The 19,189-nt window shown below is 50.0% G+C and carries 19 protein-coding genes and 1 pseudogene; 10 read left to right on the top strand and 10 right to left on the bottom strand.

The window, feature by feature from the left end; translation table 11 throughout:
- Positions 1–113: 113 nt before the first annotated feature.
- Positions 114–221, top strand: a pseudogene (locus tag H6G13_RS26190) (IS1 family transposase); the annotation flags it as partial.
- A gap of 195 nt (positions 222–416) precedes the next feature.
- On the opposite strand, the gene H6G13_RS26185 reads toward H6G13_RS26190, so the two are convergent.
- Positions 417–2,156: a hypothetical protein gene (locus H6G13_RS26185; RefSeq protein WP_190488465.1), complete on the bottom strand. Its 1,740-nt coding sequence runs from the start codon at positions 2,154–2,156 to the stop codon at positions 417–419.
- 1,259 nt (positions 2,157–3,415) lie between these two features.
- Here H6G13_RS26185 and H6G13_RS26180 point away from each other — a divergent pair.
- The gene (locus tag H6G13_RS26180; RefSeq protein WP_190488463.1) at positions 3,416–4,360 is read left to right on the top strand and encodes an EAL domain-containing protein; all 945 of its coding nucleotides are present in this window, start codon (positions 3,416–3,418) and stop codon (positions 4,358–4,360) included.
- A gap of 367 nt (positions 4,361–4,727) precedes the next feature.
- On the opposite strand, the gene H6G13_RS28405 is transcribed toward H6G13_RS26180, so the two are convergent.
- From H6G13_RS28405 to H6G13_RS26135, 8 genes are all read right to left on the bottom strand, one after another.
- Complete coding sequence (locus tag H6G13_RS28405; protein ID WP_199306909.1) at positions 4,728–5,846, bottom strand: HAMP domain-containing sensor histidine kinase; 1,119 nt, start codon at positions 5,844–5,846, stop codon at positions 4,728–4,730.
- A gap of 618 nt (positions 5,847–6,464) precedes the next feature.
- Complete coding sequence (locus H6G13_RS26165; RefSeq protein WP_190488460.1) at positions 6,465–6,935, bottom strand: hydrocarbon-binding protein; 471 nt, start codon at positions 6,933–6,935, stop codon at positions 6,465–6,467.
- Between the two features lie 311 nt (positions 6,936–7,246).
- On the bottom strand, positions 7,247–7,480 hold the full coding sequence (locus tag H6G13_RS26160; protein ID WP_190488458.1) for a hypothetical protein: 234 nt from the start codon (positions 7,478–7,480) through the stop codon (positions 7,247–7,249).
- A 299-nt stretch (positions 7,481–7,779) separates the two neighbouring features.
- A complete protein-coding gene (locus H6G13_RS28885) occupies positions 7,780–8,307 on the bottom strand; it encodes a hypothetical protein (RefSeq protein WP_242028546.1) in 528 nt (175 codons plus the stop codon).
- Between the two features lie 182 nt (positions 8,308–8,489).
- Positions 8,490–9,023 (bottom strand): hypothetical protein, encoded by a 534-nt coding sequence (locus tag H6G13_RS26150; RefSeq protein ID WP_190488456.1) that lies wholly within the window; start codon positions 9,021–9,023, stop codon positions 8,490–8,492.
- Between the two features lie 14 nt (positions 9,024–9,037).
- A complete protein-coding gene (locus H6G13_RS26145; protein WP_190488454.1) occupies positions 9,038–9,454 on the bottom strand; it encodes a hypothetical protein in 417 nt (138 codons plus the stop codon).
- Complete coding sequence (locus H6G13_RS26140; RefSeq protein ID WP_190488452.1) at positions 9,451–9,837, bottom strand: hypothetical protein; 387 nt, start codon at positions 9,835–9,837, stop codon at positions 9,451–9,453. The genes H6G13_RS26145 and H6G13_RS26140 overlap by 4 nt, the downstream gene beginning before the upstream one ends.
- A 138-nt stretch (positions 9,838–9,975) precedes the next feature.
- A complete protein-coding gene (locus H6G13_RS26135) occupies positions 9,976–10,518 on the bottom strand; it encodes a hypothetical protein (RefSeq protein WP_190488450.1) in 543 nt (180 codons plus the stop codon).
- Positions 10,519–10,728: 210 nt separating this feature from the next.
- Here H6G13_RS26135 and H6G13_RS26130 point away from each other — a divergent pair, with 210 nt between their 5' ends.
- The 6 genes from H6G13_RS26130 to H6G13_RS26105 all read left to right on the top strand — a co-directional run bounded on the left by H6G13_RS26130 (position 10,729) and on the right by H6G13_RS26105 (position 15,716).
- Positions 10,729–10,917, top strand: a complete 189-nt coding sequence (locus tag H6G13_RS26130; RefSeq protein ID WP_190488448.1) for a hypothetical protein — start codon at positions 10,729–10,731, stop codon at positions 10,915–10,917.
- A gap of 16 nt (positions 10,918–10,933) precedes the next feature.
- The gene (locus H6G13_RS26125; RefSeq protein WP_190488446.1) at positions 10,934–11,281 is read left to right on the top strand and encodes a hypothetical protein; all 348 of its coding nucleotides are present in this window, start codon (positions 10,934–10,936) and stop codon (positions 11,279–11,281) included.
- 3 nt (positions 11,282–11,284) lie between these two features.
- Entirely contained in the window at positions 11,285–11,791 is a 507-nt protein-coding gene (locus H6G13_RS26120) for a hypothetical protein (protein ID WP_190488444.1), read from the top strand.
- A gap of 476 nt (positions 11,792–12,267) precedes the next feature.
- Complete coding sequence (locus tag H6G13_RS26115) at positions 12,268–13,914, top strand: hypothetical protein (protein ID WP_190488442.1); 1,647 nt, start codon at positions 12,268–12,270, stop codon at positions 13,912–13,914.
- A gap of 123 nt (positions 13,915–14,037) precedes the next feature.
- The gene (locus tag H6G13_RS26110; protein WP_190488440.1) at positions 14,038–14,790 is read left to right on the top strand and encodes an AAA family ATPase; all 753 of its coding nucleotides are present in this window, start codon (positions 14,038–14,040) and stop codon (positions 14,788–14,790) included.
- Positions 14,790–15,716: a ParB/RepB/Spo0J family partition protein gene (locus H6G13_RS26105; RefSeq protein WP_190488438.1), complete on the top strand. Its 927-nt coding sequence runs from the start codon at positions 14,790–14,792 to the stop codon at positions 15,714–15,716. The genes H6G13_RS26110 and H6G13_RS26105 overlap by 1 nt, the downstream gene beginning before the upstream one ends.
- A gap of 290 nt (positions 15,717–16,006) precedes the next feature.
- On the opposite strand, the gene H6G13_RS26100 is transcribed toward H6G13_RS26105, so the two are convergent.
- A complete protein-coding gene (locus tag H6G13_RS26100; RefSeq protein WP_190488436.1) occupies positions 16,007–17,062 on the bottom strand; it encodes a PDDEXK nuclease domain-containing protein in 1,056 nt (351 codons plus the stop codon).
- A 322-nt stretch (positions 17,063–17,384) separates the two neighbouring features.
- Between H6G13_RS26100 and H6G13_RS26095 the strand changes: the two genes are divergently transcribed.
- Both H6G13_RS26095 and H6G13_RS26090 read left to right on the top strand, forming a co-directional pair.
- The gene (locus H6G13_RS26095) at positions 17,385–18,002 is read left to right on the top strand and encodes a Uma2 family endonuclease (RefSeq protein ID WP_190488434.1); all 618 of its coding nucleotides are present in this window, start codon (positions 17,385–17,387) and stop codon (positions 18,000–18,002) included.
- 458 nt (positions 18,003–18,460) lie between these two features.
- Complete coding sequence (locus H6G13_RS26090; protein ID WP_190488432.1) at positions 18,461–19,081, top strand: hypothetical protein; 621 nt, start codon at positions 18,461–18,463, stop codon at positions 19,079–19,081.
- Positions 19,082–19,189: the final 108 nt, after the last annotated feature.

The following is a 19,189-nucleotide window of genomic DNA, read 5'->3' as shown; positions in this document are numbered from 1 at the left end:
AGAACCTGTGTTCTAGCTGTCGTTTTGCTCCCTTACGATCCTATTGATAGGGAACTCTCTCAAGCTGCCAAGTAATTGGCATCGCTGCTTTTGTCTAATTGTCGCCTGACAGCGTTCATCACACCACGGTCATTCACTGGGTTGAGCACGTTGCTACTCGCTTGCCCGATGCGTATGATTCCGACACCGTCCCCCAGGTCAGCGAACTCGATGAGTTAGAAATGTTGGGATCTCTTCGCACTTGAGCTCTAGGAGCATTTCGGAATCCCGGAAGGGACAGGGACAGGGAATGTTGGCTTAAACCCTTAATAGTAAAAGGCCACAAGCATTTAAGCTCATGGCCTTAGTTTATTTACTGTGCCTCTTGAGTGCGATTTCTCAAGGACGATTAGGAATGCCTAGCTAATATCCTTTTTCTAGGCAACTCGACCTTCAGCGCGACCATACTCAATGTAGTGCTCAAAGCCACTGGCAAATGCGCCAGATGAGATTGCCCCTTTAATGTCTGCATTGTTTGCTAGATAGCTGCTCTCATTAAACAGCGAACTGGCAACCCGGCCCTCTCTCTGTCCAAAGCTAATGAAGTGCTCAAACCCTGAATTTACTGCCCCTTGAACAACTGCGGCAGCAACGTCAGAGTTTTGCCGTAAATAGTAAGCCTCATTGTAGAGGCTGAGAGCGTGAGATCTGGCTTCAAACGCACCATACTCAACGTAGTGCTCAAAGCCACTAGCCACAAACCCTTTGGCTACAGCATCTTTAATGTCGCTATTTTGAGTCAGGTAGTCCTGCTGTCTGAAGAGCGCACTGGGATCGCGACCCTCCTTATGTCCATGCAGAAGAAAATGCTCTAAACCGCTACCGAGTGCCTTATCAGCTACGGCTTTAGCAATGTCCGCGTTGTTGGATAAATAGTATTTCTCATCAAAGAGAACACTGGGATTACGACCCTCTTTCCAGCCCAATGAGGAAAAGTGTTCATAGCCTGTCTCAAACGCGCCAGAGTTAATGGCGTTGGCGACATCAGGGTTTTGGCTCAGGTAATGAGTCTCATCGAAGACGTCAGCGAGGTTAATGCCGCCGACTTCAACCGGGTTTTTCTGGGCAGAGATATCGCTGCTCAGCTTTTCTAGCTTGGAGAACAAGTTGAAGTTGAAGTAATTGTCTCTAGCGGCTCCCCCTTTAATGTCCGCAAACCCTTTGATCTGAATGTTTTTGTTTAGGCCAAGGGAGCCTTGCGTGTTGGGTGCTGCCAGAGTTAGGACAGCTTGATTGCCAGCGACATCAGTAATAGTGGCTCCCGCCGCAAGAGTTAGTGCGCCTGTAGAGGCATAATCTAGGTCTAGGCTAGAGTTTTGTGCCTGAACAGTGTAGCTGAAGGTTAGAGTATTTGTACCACTGCCGCCAGTATATTTTGCGCTCCCTTCTGAGTTCACCCCATTGAGGTATTTGAGGCTGGCTTCGGATTGAACAAACTTCAAGGCTAGTTCGGGTGTCCCTGACACAAGGACGGACTCACTGAATGTAACAGCGACATCAACTTTCTCACCCGCCATATAAGTTTTATCTACCGACGGGGAGGTCACATTGGTGACAGTGGGCTTGGTCGTATCAGGAATGACCTCCCAGGAATCAAAAGCTAGACCTCCTAACCCAGGATTCCCGTTCAAGTCGGTAATAGTGTTTTGGTTCAAAAAGAGCCGATAAATACCGGTAGCTGATGTTAAGGTTTTTAACCCATTAACGGTATAGGTTTGAGCATCTACTTGAGAAATAGTGACATTGCTGTCAATCAAGTTCGTGCTGATATTCTCGCCCCGAGTCAGTTTGAGGTCAGCAGTTGTGAAAGTCGAGGCATTAATTGCTTTGTTGAATTTAACTGTAACTGAGTTAATTGATCCTGCAACTGGTGCTTTGGATACGTCAACAATATCGGCTACAAGAGAAGTTTCAGATGAAAGGCGAACATTATCAATGTGCAGGTTGGCACCAATGGCTCCTCCAAAGGTTTCATCGTAACTGCCCACCTGAGTAGTCAGGTAATAATTTCCAGCAGTAGCGGCAGTAGCACCAGTTGTCATCCAGCCAGGAGCGCCATTGAAAATGCCGTCGTATAGAGTGCCAGCTAAGGTTCCATCCTGTTTGAATAGGAACATTCTGACATAGGTATCATCCTCAATCTCAAATGGCCTGAAATCGAGGCTGATGGTCTCTCCTGCAGCGAGCGAGAAGACGGAACTTTGAAGTGTTTTACCAAGACCTACTCCTCCTTTTGGGACGCTGCCATCAACGGTTAAGAGGGCTGACAACAGGCCACTTGTAGCGGTTAAAAGAGGTGTAGAGGCAGAAGAATTTAAATTGGGGTTCCCGTCAATAACAGTCCATCCAGTTAGACCTTGCTCAAAGCTAGGGTTGGTCAGTTGTGCGCTAGTCATATGTTTTTTGGAAGATTAGGAACAGCCGTAGATTAAGGGAACTCGATTTAAGGATTTTAGGCAGTCAGTTTGCCTTGGAATGCTAGCCTCTTCTGTTATTCCCATTTTTTTCTGCTAAGTAACAGCTATTTTCTTGTGGCTACTTGTGACTAATAGAACAATGATTGGTTAATGCTTTTGGGCCTGCGAGATTCCTAGAAAGACTGAAAAAAGGGTTTTGAGAGGGTCAATCTTCCGTACCGCAGTATCTGTAGACATAGTTAGGAGAATAGAAATAATTAACATGAGAATGAGTCGGCAAACCTTGATAGTCGCCGATCAAACTTATGTAAATCTGAACTTAAAGTTAAACCAGTGTTGTCACCCCAGTTCACTTAGCTAAAGCTATGAAGCCTCGCGATAGGCTTTCTTTAACACTTAAAGCAGGTAGAGAATTTCAAAACTTAGGCCCCTCTCGTTGCTTTAATAAAACCTTAAAGTAAAACTTTGGGTAATGACTTGAAATGAATATTAGAGTGACAGTTCATTTTTCAATAATCATAGTATTTCACATGGCTTAAATCCCCTATGAAGGAATTACGGATTTCAAACATCTTTCCCTATCGAATTCAGTATTTTCTCGGAGGCAGCAAGACTACAGCGTTTGGTGTACAACGGGTTCGGGTCTCGCTGAAATGAGTGGGTGGCCTGTACACAGTACGGATCGAGTGGAGCAGCTGCGCTTTGTACCTGCTGCTATAACTTACCAATGCCCATAGCGGATGCTGAGGTGACAAAACTTTGAACTGTCACTGACTGCTGCATCTTTATAGTTTTGTCCAAAAAACCATGCAGAAGCATGGAAATGAGGTTTTGAATCCGAATTTTGCTTTGTTCTGTGATCTTAGTCGTTGACTACAACTGCTCTAACCCTTAGGAATATATTGGGACACGACTGATCTGTAATTTTCAATGGACTGGGTTGGTCCACTTATAGGGGTATGGATTTAGATGCTAGTATTCAGGTCGCAATTGATACTTCTCCCATTGGCGCAACTGCTGTTGACGCTGAAGGTTGTATTCGTTACTGCAATGAGCCCTTTGCTAGAGCGCTGGGTTACTCACGAGGGGCTATTGAGAATAAATTGACGTACCAGGAGTTGACCTACCCAGAAGATCTCGAAGCTGATACTTTGCAACACCAGCTTTTAGTCGAAGGCAAGATCCACCATTATGAGATGGAAAAACGGTACTTCAAGTCAAATGGCGATATTCTCTGGGCACAGTTGAGCGTAGGGCGCGTTGCCAACTACTCCCTGTCCTATATTGTCGATATCACTGCCGATAAGGAGGCGTCTATAGTAGCCACCTTTGGTGATGAGCTGGTAGAAGCAATTCGTCACCGGGACTTTGTGCTGTGGTTTCAACCGATTATTCACCTTCAAACAGGTGAAATTACAGCACAAGAGGCTTTGATTAGATGGACTCATAAGGACGGGCTTCGTTTCCCAAACTTCTTCCTGCCCTTTGCTCGTCACCTAAATCTAGAGACTCGAATTTGTAGAATTGTTATGGAGTTAGCTTGTGAGCAGCTTGCACGTTGGGAAAAGGAAAAGAGCACTAGCCGATGGGCTCTTAGCATCAACCTGGAGCCAACCACCCTACAGCAACCGGCATTTGAAGAAATCTTGGAGTTGAGCATTAACAGGCATCAAGTGAAGTCCAGACAGCTATGGATAGAAATTGTCGAAGCTCAGAGTCTAGATTTAGCAGAAGTATCAGCAAAGCTCAATCGCTTGGCATCGACCCACACTATTGCTATCGATGATTTTGGGGCTGGCTATAGCAGTTTACATGCTGTTGCCCGCTACCCTGTGCGGATCCTTAAGTTAGATCGCACATTGGTATCTGGAGTTGACCGAGACAAGACACTTCAGACGGTGTAAGCAGCGCCGTTGTTATGGGGCATGGTTTAGGGTTAGAGGTAGTTGCTGAAGGTATAGAGACAGCAGCGGAGCTTGACTGGCTGACTGCTCATGATTGCGACTATGGGCAGGGCTACTTTCTCAGCATGCCTGCACCTGCGTAGGTGCAAAGTTGCTTGGGTTACGAGACCAGGCAAAGGGAAGTGAAGTTACACAAATCGACAGGCTGATAGAGACCTTTATCACTAAAGCCCCAGCAAATATAGTGCAGCAGATCATGAAAGCGCTTTAAGCCCAGCCAAGAATTTGCTGCGAGTCCCGAAAATATGACAAATAGCTTTGGAGTAGCGATCATAGGAAACGCATTTACAGAAAATAGTTTGCTGCTTCAAGAGAGTTTAGGCAATTTAACGATAAAACTTGTCCCCCTACCCTTTGCACTTTCAACTTCAATCGTTCCTTGATGTGCCTCAACAATACTCTTTGCTAAAAATAATCCTAAACCCCAGCCTGTTTGCTCTTCGGCAGAGACCATGCGACAAAATTGTTGAAACAGGATAGATTGAGTGTCTGGGGCAATTGGATTACCTTCATTATGAACAGTGAGGCTGATCTGAGATTCAGCTTGCTGCAGCGTGAATGTAATCGGCGTGCCAGAAGCGCCATACTTCACAGCGTTAATTGCTAAGTTTTCAATTACCCGCATTATCTCTTTACGGCTACACATGCTCCTAACATCTGTCTGAGAGACTACAACAAACCGATTTTCATCTCCATAAGCAAAGCTCAAATCCTCCACTACGTCTCGAACGAGGCTGTCTAAACTGCATTCTTCAAATTCAAGCTTTAAACTTTGCCCCGCCCGCAGCCGACTAGCATCCAGCAGATTCTGAATCATCGAATCCAACCGTTCGATCGCACCTAGCATTTTTGTCGCGATACTCACATGGGTGTCACCTTGTTCAAGCCGCCGCAGGGTCAGCTGAGTTCCCATTTTTATGACATTGATTGGCCCTCTTAGATCGTGAGTCAGCGTCACCATAAATAGCTCTTGAATATCTTGTAGAGTTTGAGAAAATTGAGTTGCTGCATCGTTCACAGCTTGCTCAATGGAGCCAATAATAATGTCTCGTTCTCTCACTTCTAGAGGCGTTTCCTCTTCCAAGATCTGAAAGATGACTTGACGAAGAATGTGGTATTCAAAAATAAGTTGAGTCATGGAGTAGTCGGCAAAACCTGCTCGCTCATGACCATGCAGTTTGCCAATTCGAGTGCTTTCTACCTGATCATCCCTTATTCTGGCAGGTGTCCTTTCAATATTGGTTGACAGTTCATCCGCCAATTGAGTTAGATATTGAGGTAGCGAATTTTGCAAGATAAGAGAGTCTTGATGAATTGCCGCACTGACTTCAGCACGTGCCCGTTCTTCCCACATCTGCATGATTCTTTCGACATTCTGCTCAAGACGTTCAGAAGCTGAATTCAACATTGTTTTGATTTTCTGCATGGCTGCAGGTAACAACAATTCCTAGAACATGCCTTTGGGCGAGCTCTCTCGCGTTGCTCAATTAGTGAACTTAGAGTAGGTTGAATAGTAGTTCAATCAGTACAGTGTAACCCGATCGAGGATTACAGGCTCTGCTAGAGTAATGAAAAGCGTGCCCTCTTTAAAGGAAGGGATAAATGGGGAAATAAACTCCTAGGCTGCTAACTAAAGAAACTGGTAGATAAACACTTAATGCCTTCTGAATTAAGAAAGCTGTTAGCCGAGCGTACTCAAACGGTAAAGCGCATTGGAGACTTGCTTTGCCATATTCAAGACCTGGTTGACTTGTTGATCTCGGAATTGCATAACCTGGAGTCCCATACACGACCCCCCGTTGATCCGCCTGTAGATAGCCAGGAGGATTCGGATTAGAGGAATTTGAAGTGGATTGCGATCTCATTTTCTGCAAAAGCAAACCCCACCAGCAGCGCCAGTGGGGAGAATTCAGGGTTGGAGTGCTTAGAGCAGCAGGTGCGACTGCATCTTTTTGTGCCAATGCTGTAGCCTGGTACAAAAAGATGCAATCGCATAGCTAGTTTTTGGGTAGCGATCGGAGTCTCGTTTCAACTGATTAGGAGTCTAGCCAAGTTGAGTAAACTCAAAGACATCATGGCTGCCGCCTCGCAGCACAGAGTCAGTGTGTTTGCCCTGCAGGCGTTTGCCTGTCAACGCCTCAAGCGCTCCCCCAACCGCACCAAGGGTGAACGTACACTTGCGTGTCGATCCCATAGGTTCGCCAGCAGAACAGACCGTCTCACGTGTGTAAGCCTTAATCACATCGCCTTCTTGCTCAATCTTCTCAAGCACCAGCAGCCGAGTGCCATCGGGTCCAAGTGCCTGAGCTAGCTTTTGAGCCGCCTCGGAGAGAGGAACTGCTGAGTTGCTTAGTCCTAACTCAGCTGCTAATTTCTTGCCACGAGCCCGACCAGCCGCAATCAGTGAGATAGCTGTGGCTTTTTCGCCCAGCGCCTCTTCCATTCCGGCAATGATTGACTTCAAACAGACAACACTGCTGAAATCGCCGAGAGTTTCGCGCATTGCAGTAGACATGGGTGGCTCCTTCTTGTGGGTCAAATGACTTAAGTATTTAATTCAAAAGTGACAAAATCAGATCAAGCAACAAGCGGTTGAATTTCCGAGACGATTAGAAAGGCATTTCACACAAAGTAGTGAAGCTCCCGGTAACTGGGGGAACTTTGATTGGTAGCAGTTAGTTTTGTGTTGAAGGCTCCAAAATGGCGAGGCTACATCTTGGGGCTTATCAGGGTGGTATACCTGCTTAGGGTACCCAGGGTGGGAAGTGCGATCGCGATTGCCCTGAGCTAACGTGCAGTGCTGCTCTGTCACGGGCTTTCATACCCTCATGAACCCATTTCACCTGGCAGCTCCGTAGTAGGCTCCTCTTCCAAGCACTGGGGACTATACAGTCTCGTATAAGTGTCGTCATCCCAAAGATCAAAGCACCACACCCCGCCGCCTTGATAAACCCGGTACTGGTGCAGCCCCTCAACTCCGATCACAAAGGCTGCCATCATCAGCACTGAGCCACCGATTACAATCTTGAGAACTTCCCTGCCCCTGAACTGCTGGCGCACTACTTCACCCTGATCTCGGCTTCTCTAAAGTGCCCGCTGCTGGCCTAGAAATATGGGAACAGAGAGAATTACAACCGAACAGACCCATATTCAGGGTATATCTCTTGTGAAGTGATTTTCTTTATCTAGGGCCACTTGAACATGGAGCATCTAAAACAAGCAGAGGAAGCCGCTAGGGTTCTCTCACTGCATCGCTACCAGGATTGCCTCAATTGGATATATCATTCTTGAAACTGTTGCCCTGTAAGGCTTTGAGAGGCCGACTAGAACGCTTGCCCTAGTTTTTGCCCTAATTGCTTCTACCCCCTTACGTCCCGCTTTTCGGGAGACACAGCTAGGGCCTGAGCGCAGCGTTCTACATGCCACTGCCAGCGGGGTTTACCAGAACCGGGAATGCTAGTGTCACGGTAGTGGTGGCCCGCCTTGAAGAGCCCGCTTCGTCTCAGGTGCCGCAGTTGTTCTGCAGAGATGCCCAGAAGTGTAGCAGCAGCTTCAGTCATCTGCCAATGGGTGGCAGGCGCTAAGTGGTCTCGAATGCAGATAGAGTCTTTGACCAGCTTCAACTGGTCATCCCTTTGAATCGTTAATTGAGAATCAGTTTCTGGGGAAGTGTCTAGGTAGATCGTGTAATGCCAGTGCTCATCGGCTTGAAAGCTCATGCCGACGATGCGGCCTGAACAGTAGAGGCGGTGTCCAGCCTCATCCCGTTGGCTCCACTTGACGCGCTCTCCAAAGTGGAAGGAAGGCTCGGTGAACTCCTGTCGTTTTGGCACAGCAATAAACCACGCTTGGTCCTGCTCTAGAGCAGGTGCTTTCGTGTTAGGCATCTTCAGTTTCCTTAAAGCTTGAAAAGGTTTTTACTGCGGCTGTTCGTGTCGCTTAGCCGCTTCGTGTCGCTTAGTCGTAGTGAAACGTGCTTGGTGCAATCAGACCTGCGTAGACCTGATTGCAAGCAAGGCCCCAGAGATGTCCAGTTGGAGGCTGGGGCCTTGGTAGGGTTAGTCCCGGGTTAAGCCGTCACGAGCTCATTTGAGAGGGCACTGCACCAGCTCAAATGAACCGCCGTGTAGGGGCAACCCTCCTGGGAGGGCTGGTAGCTGTCATAGCGCTCTATTTGCCAGGGCCGCATCCTCGGCATCAGCTTGCTTCCGTCCCCAGTGGCCTCTGCTGCAAAAAGCTGCTGCCCCAGTGCAGGAGGTTGGTTCAAGCAGTTAAAGCCAATGCCCAGCTCTGGCAGACCAATGTCTTCGAGGTGAACATAGATGTTCTCCTGCGGCACCAGATGCCGGTAGCGCCAGCAGTCCCAGTCGGCCTGCTCGCTGCTGCCCTCGGGCAGAGCGATGAGCGCCAGATGCACAGCTGCGATCGCAACCTCCGTCTCTGGCCTAAAAGGATGCACCTGAACCACCTGCCAGCGGCGCTGGTGGCCCATCCCGACCGCCTGCCCGAGCTGAGGTGGGGCCTCTGCCCAAGCAAGGCGAATCGGGAATTCATTGAGCTCTCGCTGTTGTTCCTGACAGTACTGAAAGAGCGTTAGCTGCATGGAAAGCCTCCTAGTTAGGGATAATCGTACTCATTCGCGGGGAAGCGGTCGTCTTCAAATGGTGTAGCCGCAGGATCCGCGTCCTCCCCGTCAAAGACACACATCCATTCGAGAACATGGCCGCCCGTGCTGGCCCCATTGCGCTCGACTGCGACCAGATGCACCCGCCGCCCTTCGCGCAGAAAGCGCTCCAGCAGTGAGTAGCAGCCATCAGCCGTGACAGCGCCATGGATTTCGTACTGGCTGGGGTCGTACTGGCTAGAGAGCAGCACCGGCGGAGCCAGCGGTGTGGCTGGCACTGCAGGAGCCCGAGGAGCTGCAAAGCTGCCGCCTGAAGGCAGGCCTATCGGTACCGGTCTAAGTTCACTTGGTTCACAGCCAGCTAGAGCGAGCGCCACGAGAGCAGTAGGGAGAGCAAGACACCGCTTCATAGCTCACCTCCAGCTACCGGTGGGTTTTCAAAGCCGTAGCCAGTAGCGGTGCGGTCCCTGTAGTAGACCACGACCCAAGCGGGCGTGCCCGTGCCCTTGATCTGGTAGTAGTCAGCAGTAGCACTGCGGTAGTAGGGAAAGCCAAAAGTGCCGACCATATCCCCGTACTGCTGGGGCCAAGCTAAGCCCTTGAGAACGGACAGCTGTGCCGCAGTCATGCTGCCCTCGCTGCCGTAGGGTCTGAGCGGTTCAGGCTGGCCTGCCTGGGCGCTGCTGCCCGCGATAGAAGAACAGCTAGCCAGAGTAAGGGCCATCAGGGCATAGGCCAAGGCCAAGTGTTTGAGCCGGGGTTTGCATCCCGGTGAAAGCACAAATTGCGTCATGATTGAGAGACTCCTATCGAGTTCAGAAGGTGGGAGTGTGGCCCCTGGAAACGCTTTGGTCGGTGGATACAGGGGCTTTCAAAGATTGCAGAGAGAACAGGCTGAGGAGCCCGAGGGCAGTAAGAGCGAGCGCGATGCCTAGCCCTGCCCCGGTGCAGCAGACTTTCCCAGGGCGTTGGTTTCCTCCGCGAGGACTTGGAGGTCGTCGAGTTCAGCATTTTGGATACTGGCTAGCAGGTCAGTTTTGATGCGGTACTCATCAGCGCGGCGGCGGAACTGCTCGATGCGCTTCTGGCTCTGGCGCTTGAGCTGCCTGACCTGCAGGAGCTCCTGCTCTTGGTGAGCTTCGGCTTGACCCATGCCCTCCTCAAGCTGGTCGAGAAAGCCAGTGAGGCTGGTGATGAACTCCTGGGGATTCGCTAGGGCCTGACGGATACGGTCGGTGCGGAACTGCTCTAGGTTGCTGTGCTGTGAGCCGATCTTGAGAATTAGAGCAGCGGCATGGTTGCCTGTTTCTATCGTGACTTCGGGCACTTGGACGGTTTTGAACTCGCCGAGGAGTGCTCGTTGCGCTTCAGCATTGAGGCCATTGGCTGTATCGAAGCCAAGTTCTAGGGCCTTGCGGCGAACGCTAGTTTTAGGCAAACGGTTTGCTTTGCAGAACGCATGAAGGCTTTTCATAGGTTGGATCCTTGTTGGTACAGCGTTGAAACGCATTTGGAACGGATGGCACGAGCCAGATAAGGCCAAGTTTGTGCACACTGCGTTCCTAAAGATGCATAATAGCATTTAGCAAGAATCTAAAAAGAGTCTTTTAATATTCTAAAAAGAGTCTAGAGTATTAGAGGCTTCTGAAAAGCTTCTATCGAGTAGTATTGAGGCGTATGACCAATGACCAAAAGCATGCCTAAGCGGATCACAATCACGCTGCCCAACCCGGTTTATGACAGGTTGACCGCCTTATCAGAAATAAGGGATAAGCCTCCTGCGACATTGGCAGCTGAGGCGGTAGAAAAATTGGTAGAGCAGGCAAAAGAAAGCGGTGAGCTTCCTGTAGAACCTGCCAAGACGGACAAGTAAAGGTGCGATCGCTGCTATGAGCAACACCAACACCGAAATTAACCAAGCTTTAGCGGTAATCGAAGAATGGATAACCAAGCTAGAGAAGAGCCGCCTGTCTGAGGTGTGTCGGGTTGAGGGGCGAGACTTCTTTCAATTCATGGAGTCTCGTGGGGTTGCTAGAGCCTTCATGGCAAAGCTCATCATTCAGGTCACTGGGCAGAGTCCAGCCACCCTCTACAGGGTGGAAGATGCCGAACTGCTAAAAGATGCCATCTTTAGGTACGCCGGTTCAGTAGTAACTACTCAGATAGAAGAGAAGCACGGCATCTCAGGTACAGCCCGCAGAAATGTGAAGCATTTCTGGGTGGATGAGGAGGAGTAAGTCATGAGCCCCCTAGCCTTACAGTACGTAGAAGCGTTCGATGCCAACTGCCTGCTAGATGCCGAGAGTTGGTTCCAGGAAGACACTCCCCAAGAGCAGCTAGACCTGCTCAATAATTTGGTCGTGTCTGAAGACGTGGCTAGAAAGATGCTGCTAGAGGGCGAAACTTGCTGGCACCACCTGGGCTGGTGGAGTGATGTGCTGCGGGTGCTAGAAGACTGGGCTCAAAAAGGAAAGCTCATCAAGGTACGGCTGATAGCCCAGTGGTTGCTCTCTACGCTTCCCGCTGCCACTTCCAACCCAGATGCTGCTAGTGTGCTGCAAAAGCTGTCTGACGGGCAATTCTGTGAAGTCTTTTCCCCGCTATCGTGTATCTGGCCTGCCAAACCCCAGTTCTACCTCAAGCATCTCCAGTGGAGCATGTTCGAGGATGCTGAGTTTGCTGCGATGGATCAGGCAGCCGAAATCCGTACTGCCATTTTGAGGAAGTGGAGAGTGGTGGAGCCATGACCATTGCACCGGGAAACGCTTGCACTAGCCAAAGCTGAACCTGTATCTTCAGAGGCATCCCACAGATCTTATAAAGCGCTGATGGTTGAGATCTCGGGAGATCGATCTAAAATTCACTGAACACAGCAAAGGAGGTGATGTCGATGTGAAGTGTCCTAAGAATGTCAAAAACCCTCACTGCGGGAAACAGCAAGGGTTTTAACTGACATCGTAATCATCTGAGATAGCCGGGAACCTAACTAGATGCTTTAGCCGGCGTGACAGTTAGGTCGCCCATAGGGTTGTGCGTCTATATTACCAGCGATGCCAAAAAAGTTGCAATATTTTGCCCATCGCTGAACCCTAATATTTTTGCGCATAGCTCTCTATCTCTCTCCACATAAGCGATAGAGGGCTTTTTGCTGCTCTCTATCTCATCCCTTTTCTGGAGATAGAGCCCCAATGACATACCCCAAACCAGTCCTGGGAGGCGTGCAATGATCGCCTCCAGGACACCAGAACCCCTACCAGGCGATCCCAACGGAAAGCGCCTCTGCGAAATCTTTGGTCGCTACCTGTGGAATCCCATCACGGCTCCCTTGCCGGATGACGCCACTGCTAAACCCCAGTGGCAGACCATCACCAAACACCCCTTGCGCCCCCGTGTCCTCTGGCAGCTATGGCAAGACGCCAACACCCTAGTCGGCGTCCGCTTCACCCACGAGACCCTCTACGCCCTGCTCGATATCGATGCCGGAAGTGTTTACTGTAATGCCGAATCGGTCGCCCAAATTCGAGCGGCTCTAGAGACCATCGGCATCACCCGCACCCTTCTGCTTCGCTCCAGCTGGAGCGGTGGTCTGCACCTCTACATCCCCCTGCCCGAGACCATCAGCACCTTCAACCTGGCTGTCACCCTCAAGGAATGCCTCAAATCCCAGGGCTTCATTCTCAAAGAAGGTCAGCTCGAAACCTTCCCTAATGCCAAAGCCTACGGAGTCACGGCCTTCATTGAGTACCAGGCCCACCGATTGCCTCTCCAGCCCAGCAGTGGCTCCTGCCTCCTCGACGACGATCTCAACCCCATCGGCAATAGTCTGAGCCGTTTTTGGTGGATGTGGGAGGGTGCTGCCGCCAACCAGGACATTGATAGCCTAGGCCCAGCCCTCGAGGTAGGCCGCAACAACCACCGCAAGCACCCTAAACGACGCAGCCATCCTGTCGAAGACTGGCGCAGCGACCTAGAAACCGAAATCACCGAAGGCTGGACTGGCTACGGCCAGACCAACCACCTACTCAAGACCATCGCCTGCTATGGCATTGTCTTCGAGCAACTCCAAGGCCAGGCGCTTGAAGAATACACCCTGCGCATCGCTACGGGTCGTCCCGGCTACGAAGAGTACTGTCGCCACCAAGCTGATATTGAGCGCCGGGTCAAAGCTTGGGCTAGAGCTGCGGAGAACTACTACTGGCCGATGGGCAGCCAGCCTAAGCGCACCACCGATCTACACCACAACAATATCGTCCCCTTTAACCAGCGGCTTTCCAGAGACGCCCAAGAGCGTATTGAGCAGGCCGTAAAGACCTTGATGCAGCAGAATGCCCTGCCCACTGGAGTAACCGCTCGCGCCGAGGCCATCACGAGTCAATTCAGCATCAGCAAAAAAACGCTCTACAAATACCTTTCACTTTGGCATCCAGAGCACCAGCTCAAGGAAGAGAGTAAACGCCCAGAACCAGCAAGCGTTTCAGCCGTTGCAGCAACGCTAGAACCGGAACCACCAGATCCTGAAAAAGCCCGAGAAATCGAGGAAGTTTACACCAAGCCAGAAATAATGAAGGGTAGAGGCCCCTTTTCTAGTGAAGTTGGTTCGGACCCTCAAACATCTACTCCGGACAGGGGGGTGCGGGGGGAAAAATTAAGTTTTCCACAGCTGATGACTCCCTCTTCTCCCTTAACCCTCTCCACTAACGTCCTCAGTGATATTCAGCAACAAGTACAAAGGTTGGGATGGACTGCTGCTCAAGTTACCAATTTTATTGCGGAACGATTTGGTGGGCGTCGGCGTAGCCAACTACAGGATGATGAGTTAATAGCGCTGCTCTATCACCTTAGAACCGCTGCTTTGGACAACCACCTCTAAACGCCGTTGTCTGAGGCAGTAATTACTGGAGAACCGCAAGGTGATTAGACTACTTGCTATAAGTCTCGTTCCGTATCTAGACCTTCTCGTTAAACTAACTCTGTGATTTGAAAGGCTTAGCCTGTGACCAACGTCATTTCCTTTTTTAACCAAGCTGGAGGGACTGGCAAGACGACTCTGGCCATGAACCTGGGTTATTCGCTAGCTCAGCGGGGGCAACGAGTCCTACTGGTGGATATGGATCCCCAGTCTTCGCTAACCGTCTTTATGGGGCTTCAGCCCCACGAGCTGGAGGAGACAATTACTCAGAGTATTTTGGATCGTGCTCCGGTCTCTATTTTGAAAGACATTCATAATATGGACCTACTGCCAAGTAATTTGACTTTAAGTGCAGCAGATGTGAGGTTAGCGACTGCGATCGCAAAAGAAACCCGCTTAAAAAAGGCACTAGCCCCTGTTGCGCCAGAGTACGACTTCATCCTGGTTGACTGTCCGCCGACACTGGGGGTCCTGAGTATTTTGTCTCTAGTGGCATCTACTCATATTCTGATTCCCATGCAAACCCAGTTCAAGAGCTTTGTTGGCCTCGATTTGCTCTTAGGCACCATTAGTGAATTACAGCAGGAAGGAGTGGCTTCCGACTTAAAGATTGCCGGAGTCATTCCCAACCTGCATGATCGCACCTCTCAAAGCCGAGAGATTCTAGAAGCTGTGATCGAACAGTTTAGTGGCGTCGCTCCAGTGTTCCCGCCTATTCCTAGGGCAGTTGCTTTTGCCGACGCCTCTATGCAGTATTTGCCTCTGGCGGCCTATGATCCCAAACATTCTGCTGTAGAGATCCTAAATGTGATCAGTGAGAACTTGGAGACCTTATAGTGCCCTCTCGAAAGAACATTCAAAAGCCTCAGCTTCGCAACGTAGCAGCGATTCTCAACCGGGAAGAAGTGCCAGCTGGTCATGGTCAAACAGCGTCTATTGAGATGATTCGCTTGCCAGCCAAGCAGCCACGGCGCTACTTTGGCCCTGAGAAGTTAGCTCAGCTTGTCCAGTCTGTTAAAGAGCATGGCATCCTGGAACCTCTCCTGGTGCGTCCTGCAGCTGACAATGAGTACGAACTGGTTGCTGGGGAGCGTCGGCTACGAGCAGCCCGAGAAGCAGGACTAGAAGAAGTTCCGATTATTGTCCGCGAGTTTGACGATCAGCAAGCGCTGCAGGTTGCCCTGATTGAGAACCTCCAGCGCGAAGACCTAAATCCGGTTGAGGAAACCGAAGCTGTGGTGGATTTGTTGGCGCTGACATTAGGAGCCGATAGAGACACTGTCACTGCGCTGTTCTACCACGCTCACAACGCTAAACATCGTGGGCAGGATTTGAGACAAAACGTTTTGTCTCAAATCGAAATGGTTGAAGAAATTTTGGACGGTATCGGTCGATTTACCATTGACAGCTTTCGTTCCAGCCGCTTGCCATTGTTGAAACTGCCAGAAGATATACTGGATGTGCTTCGCCGAGGCGACTTGGAATATACCAAGGCTCAAGCGATCTCACGGGTCAAGAATGAGCAGCAACGAGCTGATCTACTGGGCTTAGCCGTCAGCGAGAATCTTGCACTTACTGAAATCAAGGCCAGGGTGAAAGCGCTGAAAGTTGAGTCTGAACCAATGCCAGACCCGACAGTGATTGACCGATTAAACGGAATCAGTAAGCAACTTAAGAAGAGCAAAGCCTGGGAAAACCCCAAGAAGAAGGAACGGATTACCAAGCTACTGATCGAACTGGAGAAGTTAGCTACAGAGAAATAACTTTTTTCTTATAGCCATCCTGACCTGATGTCTAAATAGGCAACCCTATTAGATTCAAACCCAGAAACATGGCAGCTGGAGAAGGGCTGGTGGAATATTCTATGCCTGCTTACTTGATCAAAACACTTTTAGGGATGGGTTTTAGCTCGTCGTTCGAGCAACAGGCGCACTGGAAAAGGTGTCTCAATGGAGATTATCTGCTATGACCATGAAGAGGAGTGAGACGGTTATCCACCATGGCAAATAACATGTTTAAGTCACGACTATGTCATGACTGAATAGGGTGAGCGCTATTCCTGCGTTTCCTCTAGCTCAAGGACTGCGGCCTCCATCTCCATTTCTAGCTGCTCAGCTGTTGGCAGGCTATCTTTTAGTGCTGGAGGAAGATCCTCTCTCAGCATGTAAGTCGCTACCCCAATTGGGTTCTGTACAGAACCCAAAGCAAACTCGACAACAGTACGCCGTTTTGATCGGCACAGGATGATGCCAATTGTAGGATTATCAAGATCTTTGCGCAGAAACCTGTTAACAGCTTCAACGTAGAAATTCATCTTGCCGGAGTACTCTGGCTCAAACTCGCCCATCTTCAGGTCGATCACTACGTAGCAGTGGAGCTGTGTGTGGTAGAACAGCAAATCTACCCGATATTCTTTGTCGTCCACCACAATGGGATATTGGCTGCCTAGGAAGGCAAACCCAATGCCCAGTTCCATTAGAAAGTCACGGATGTGCAGCAGCAGCCCACGCTCCAAGTCTCGCTCCTGCGATGCTGCCTGCAGGGACAAAAAATCAAAATTGTAAGGATCTTTCAGCAGTTGTTGGCTCAAGTCTGATTGTTCTGATGGCAGGGTACGCTCGAAATTAGTGATGGCACCACCCTGGCGCTTAAACAGTTTTGTTTCAATCTGCATTACTAGGATGTCTCTACTCCACCCATTTACCAGGGTTTGTTGGGCATACCATAGGCGCTCCTGGGGGTCTTTTAGTTTCTCCAAGAGTGCAATGTTATGCCGCCAGGGTAATTGTCCAACGCCGCGTTGGACAATTACCTCATCTGGGTAAGCCTCAGCAAACGAGCGCATATACATGAGGTTGGACCGGGAAAACCCTTTCATATCTGGAAACTCCCGCTTTAAGTCCTTAGCTAACCGCTCAATAACTTTGGTTCCCCACCCTTCCTCCTGCTGCCGGATTAAAATCTCTTGACCTATCTGCCAGTACAGAAAGATAAGCTCCTGGTTAACCGCTACGACAGCTCGGACTTGCGCTGCCCGGATGCGTTTCTTTAATCCATTGAATAGGGCAGCGTAATTGCTTTCAGGAAATAGAGAGGACTGCTTAGGCATGGAGGGAATTATCTAACAAGGCTGCGGAAGAGTGAACCCTACCATGCTGCAAGGGGATACTCCTCTCATAGAACATACAGCACTGGCGGCAAAGCCTAAATATCCCTGCAGAAGTTTTGCATTTTGGCCACACCATTAGCCCCTATGGCAGCGCCGTAAGCGGTAGACCCTAAAGCAATCACTCCCAAAATTAAAGCAATCATAAGAACTTCTAGATAGCGTGGAGAAAGCAAAACCGGCAGGATCACTTAGCACTAAACCTCACCAGACAGGTTTCACCCAATGGCGCACAATAGAAGAGCACTGCTGCAAGGTGCCCGTCATGGTAGGACAACTCATCACCCAGCTACCCATAAGCTTTGACGAGTTCTTAGCGTGGTATCCAGCAGAAGGAAGCCGCTACGAACTCATTCGGGGAGAAATTGTTGAGGCGTATCCCATTGGTGCCCATGAGCTAATCGCCGCTTACCTCTGCGAAGAACTTGCTTTAGAGAGCCGACGGCTAAAGCTCCCCTACGTCGTTTCGCGCAACACCCTAGTTAAACCCCTACGAGCCTACCAGGGGGCACTGCCTGATGTCATCGTCCTAGACAAACAGACCTTGGCAGACGACCCCTACTGGTCGCGCTCATCCACCATCTCCAAGGGTGCCTCAGCCAGGCTCGTCATCGAAATCGTTAGTACCAACTGGCAGGACGACTACGCCTACAAAGTGGCTGACTACGAGCAGCTAGGCATCCCAGAATATTGGATCATCGATTATCAAGGGTTGGGCGGCGTGCGCTACATTGGCTCCCCGAAACAACCCACCATCACGGTCTACACCCTAGTAGAAGAAGAATATCAAGGCTCGCTTTACCGCCTTGGCGATACCCTCCGCTCAACCCAATTTCCAGAGCTAGTACTAACCCTAGATCAAATTATCACCGCCAGCCATTAAACGAGGCTTTGTTTTGCTGCTCTAGAGTAAACAATTGCCGCCTTACACCCCCAGTTGTCTGAGGATTGTGTATCCCAAATAATTTCATCCTCCTGACTAACTACTATTAAGTAGTTAGTGGGTTTTGGAAGGGGCTCAAACGCTTATACAGTCTAGGTTTAAGGTAAATTTTTTGAATTTTTACCAGAAGGGCAAAAATTTTATCTCACTAAGTCTTTGAACTTTTGCTAGGGTAATCTAGTGAGCCATAGAGGTCATCACATAGCCTTCAAAGAAAGCGGACTAGCGGCAATTAAGCTCAAAAGAGACAGCTGCACTTTGAAGCAATTTAGATGAGTTGATTGACTGGCTATGCAAGAGGCAACTAGCCGAAGCAGCCCAAGCTAAGAGAATCTGGAATCCACCAGCATCACTAAGGAGTCGAAATATACTAATGAAGAGTTACCCTGGCTACCGCTATGCATCTTTTGCTTGCCTTTGGCCTTAGCCTGACAGCCTTGGTTGCCTCTCCTGCCTGGGTGCAGGCCCAGGACATTGACAACCTGTTTTGTCACAGCAAGACTGCCCCAGCTGCTGGAGACTGTCCGGCATTAAGTCCACTCTTGGCACGGCAATTCAACCTGGATACCCTGCAGAGAACTCAGCTAGAGGGCCATCAGGAGGGTGTCTACTCCGTCACCTTTAGCCCCAATGGCCAACGCATCGCAACAGCCGGACAAGATGGTACCGCTCGGATTTGGAATCTGCAGGGCCAACAACTCGCACTGCTAGAGGGCCATCGGAAGAGTGTCATTCGGGTCATCTTTAGCCCCGACAGCCAGCACATCGCGACCCTCGGACTCTACGACGGGACCGCTCGGATTTGGAATCTGCAGGGCCAACAACTCGCACTGCTAGGGGGCCGTCAGGGAGAAGTCTGGTCTATGACTTTTAGCCCTGACAACCAATCCCTTGCAACAGCTGGATTCGAAGGGACCGCTCGGATTTGGAATCTGCAGGGCCAACAACTCGCACTGTTAGAGGGCCATCAGGGGATCGTCTGGTCTATCGCTTTTAGCCCTAACGGCCAATCCCTGTAATTGCTCAACTATGTTGACGGTTCTCAACTGAAGGAGGAGGATGGTAAGCTTTTGCCATGACAGACCTGCCGCCGCTAGAAGGCCTCAGCTCAGAGGAAAAAGATGCCC

Source organism: Pseudanabaena sp. FACHB-2040 (genome assembly GCF_014696715.1).
Classification (GTDB): domain Bacteria; phylum Cyanobacteriota; class Cyanobacteriia; order Phormidesmidales; family Phormidesmidaceae; genus JACVSF01.
This window is presented reverse-complemented; position numbering and strand designations above follow the sequence as displayed.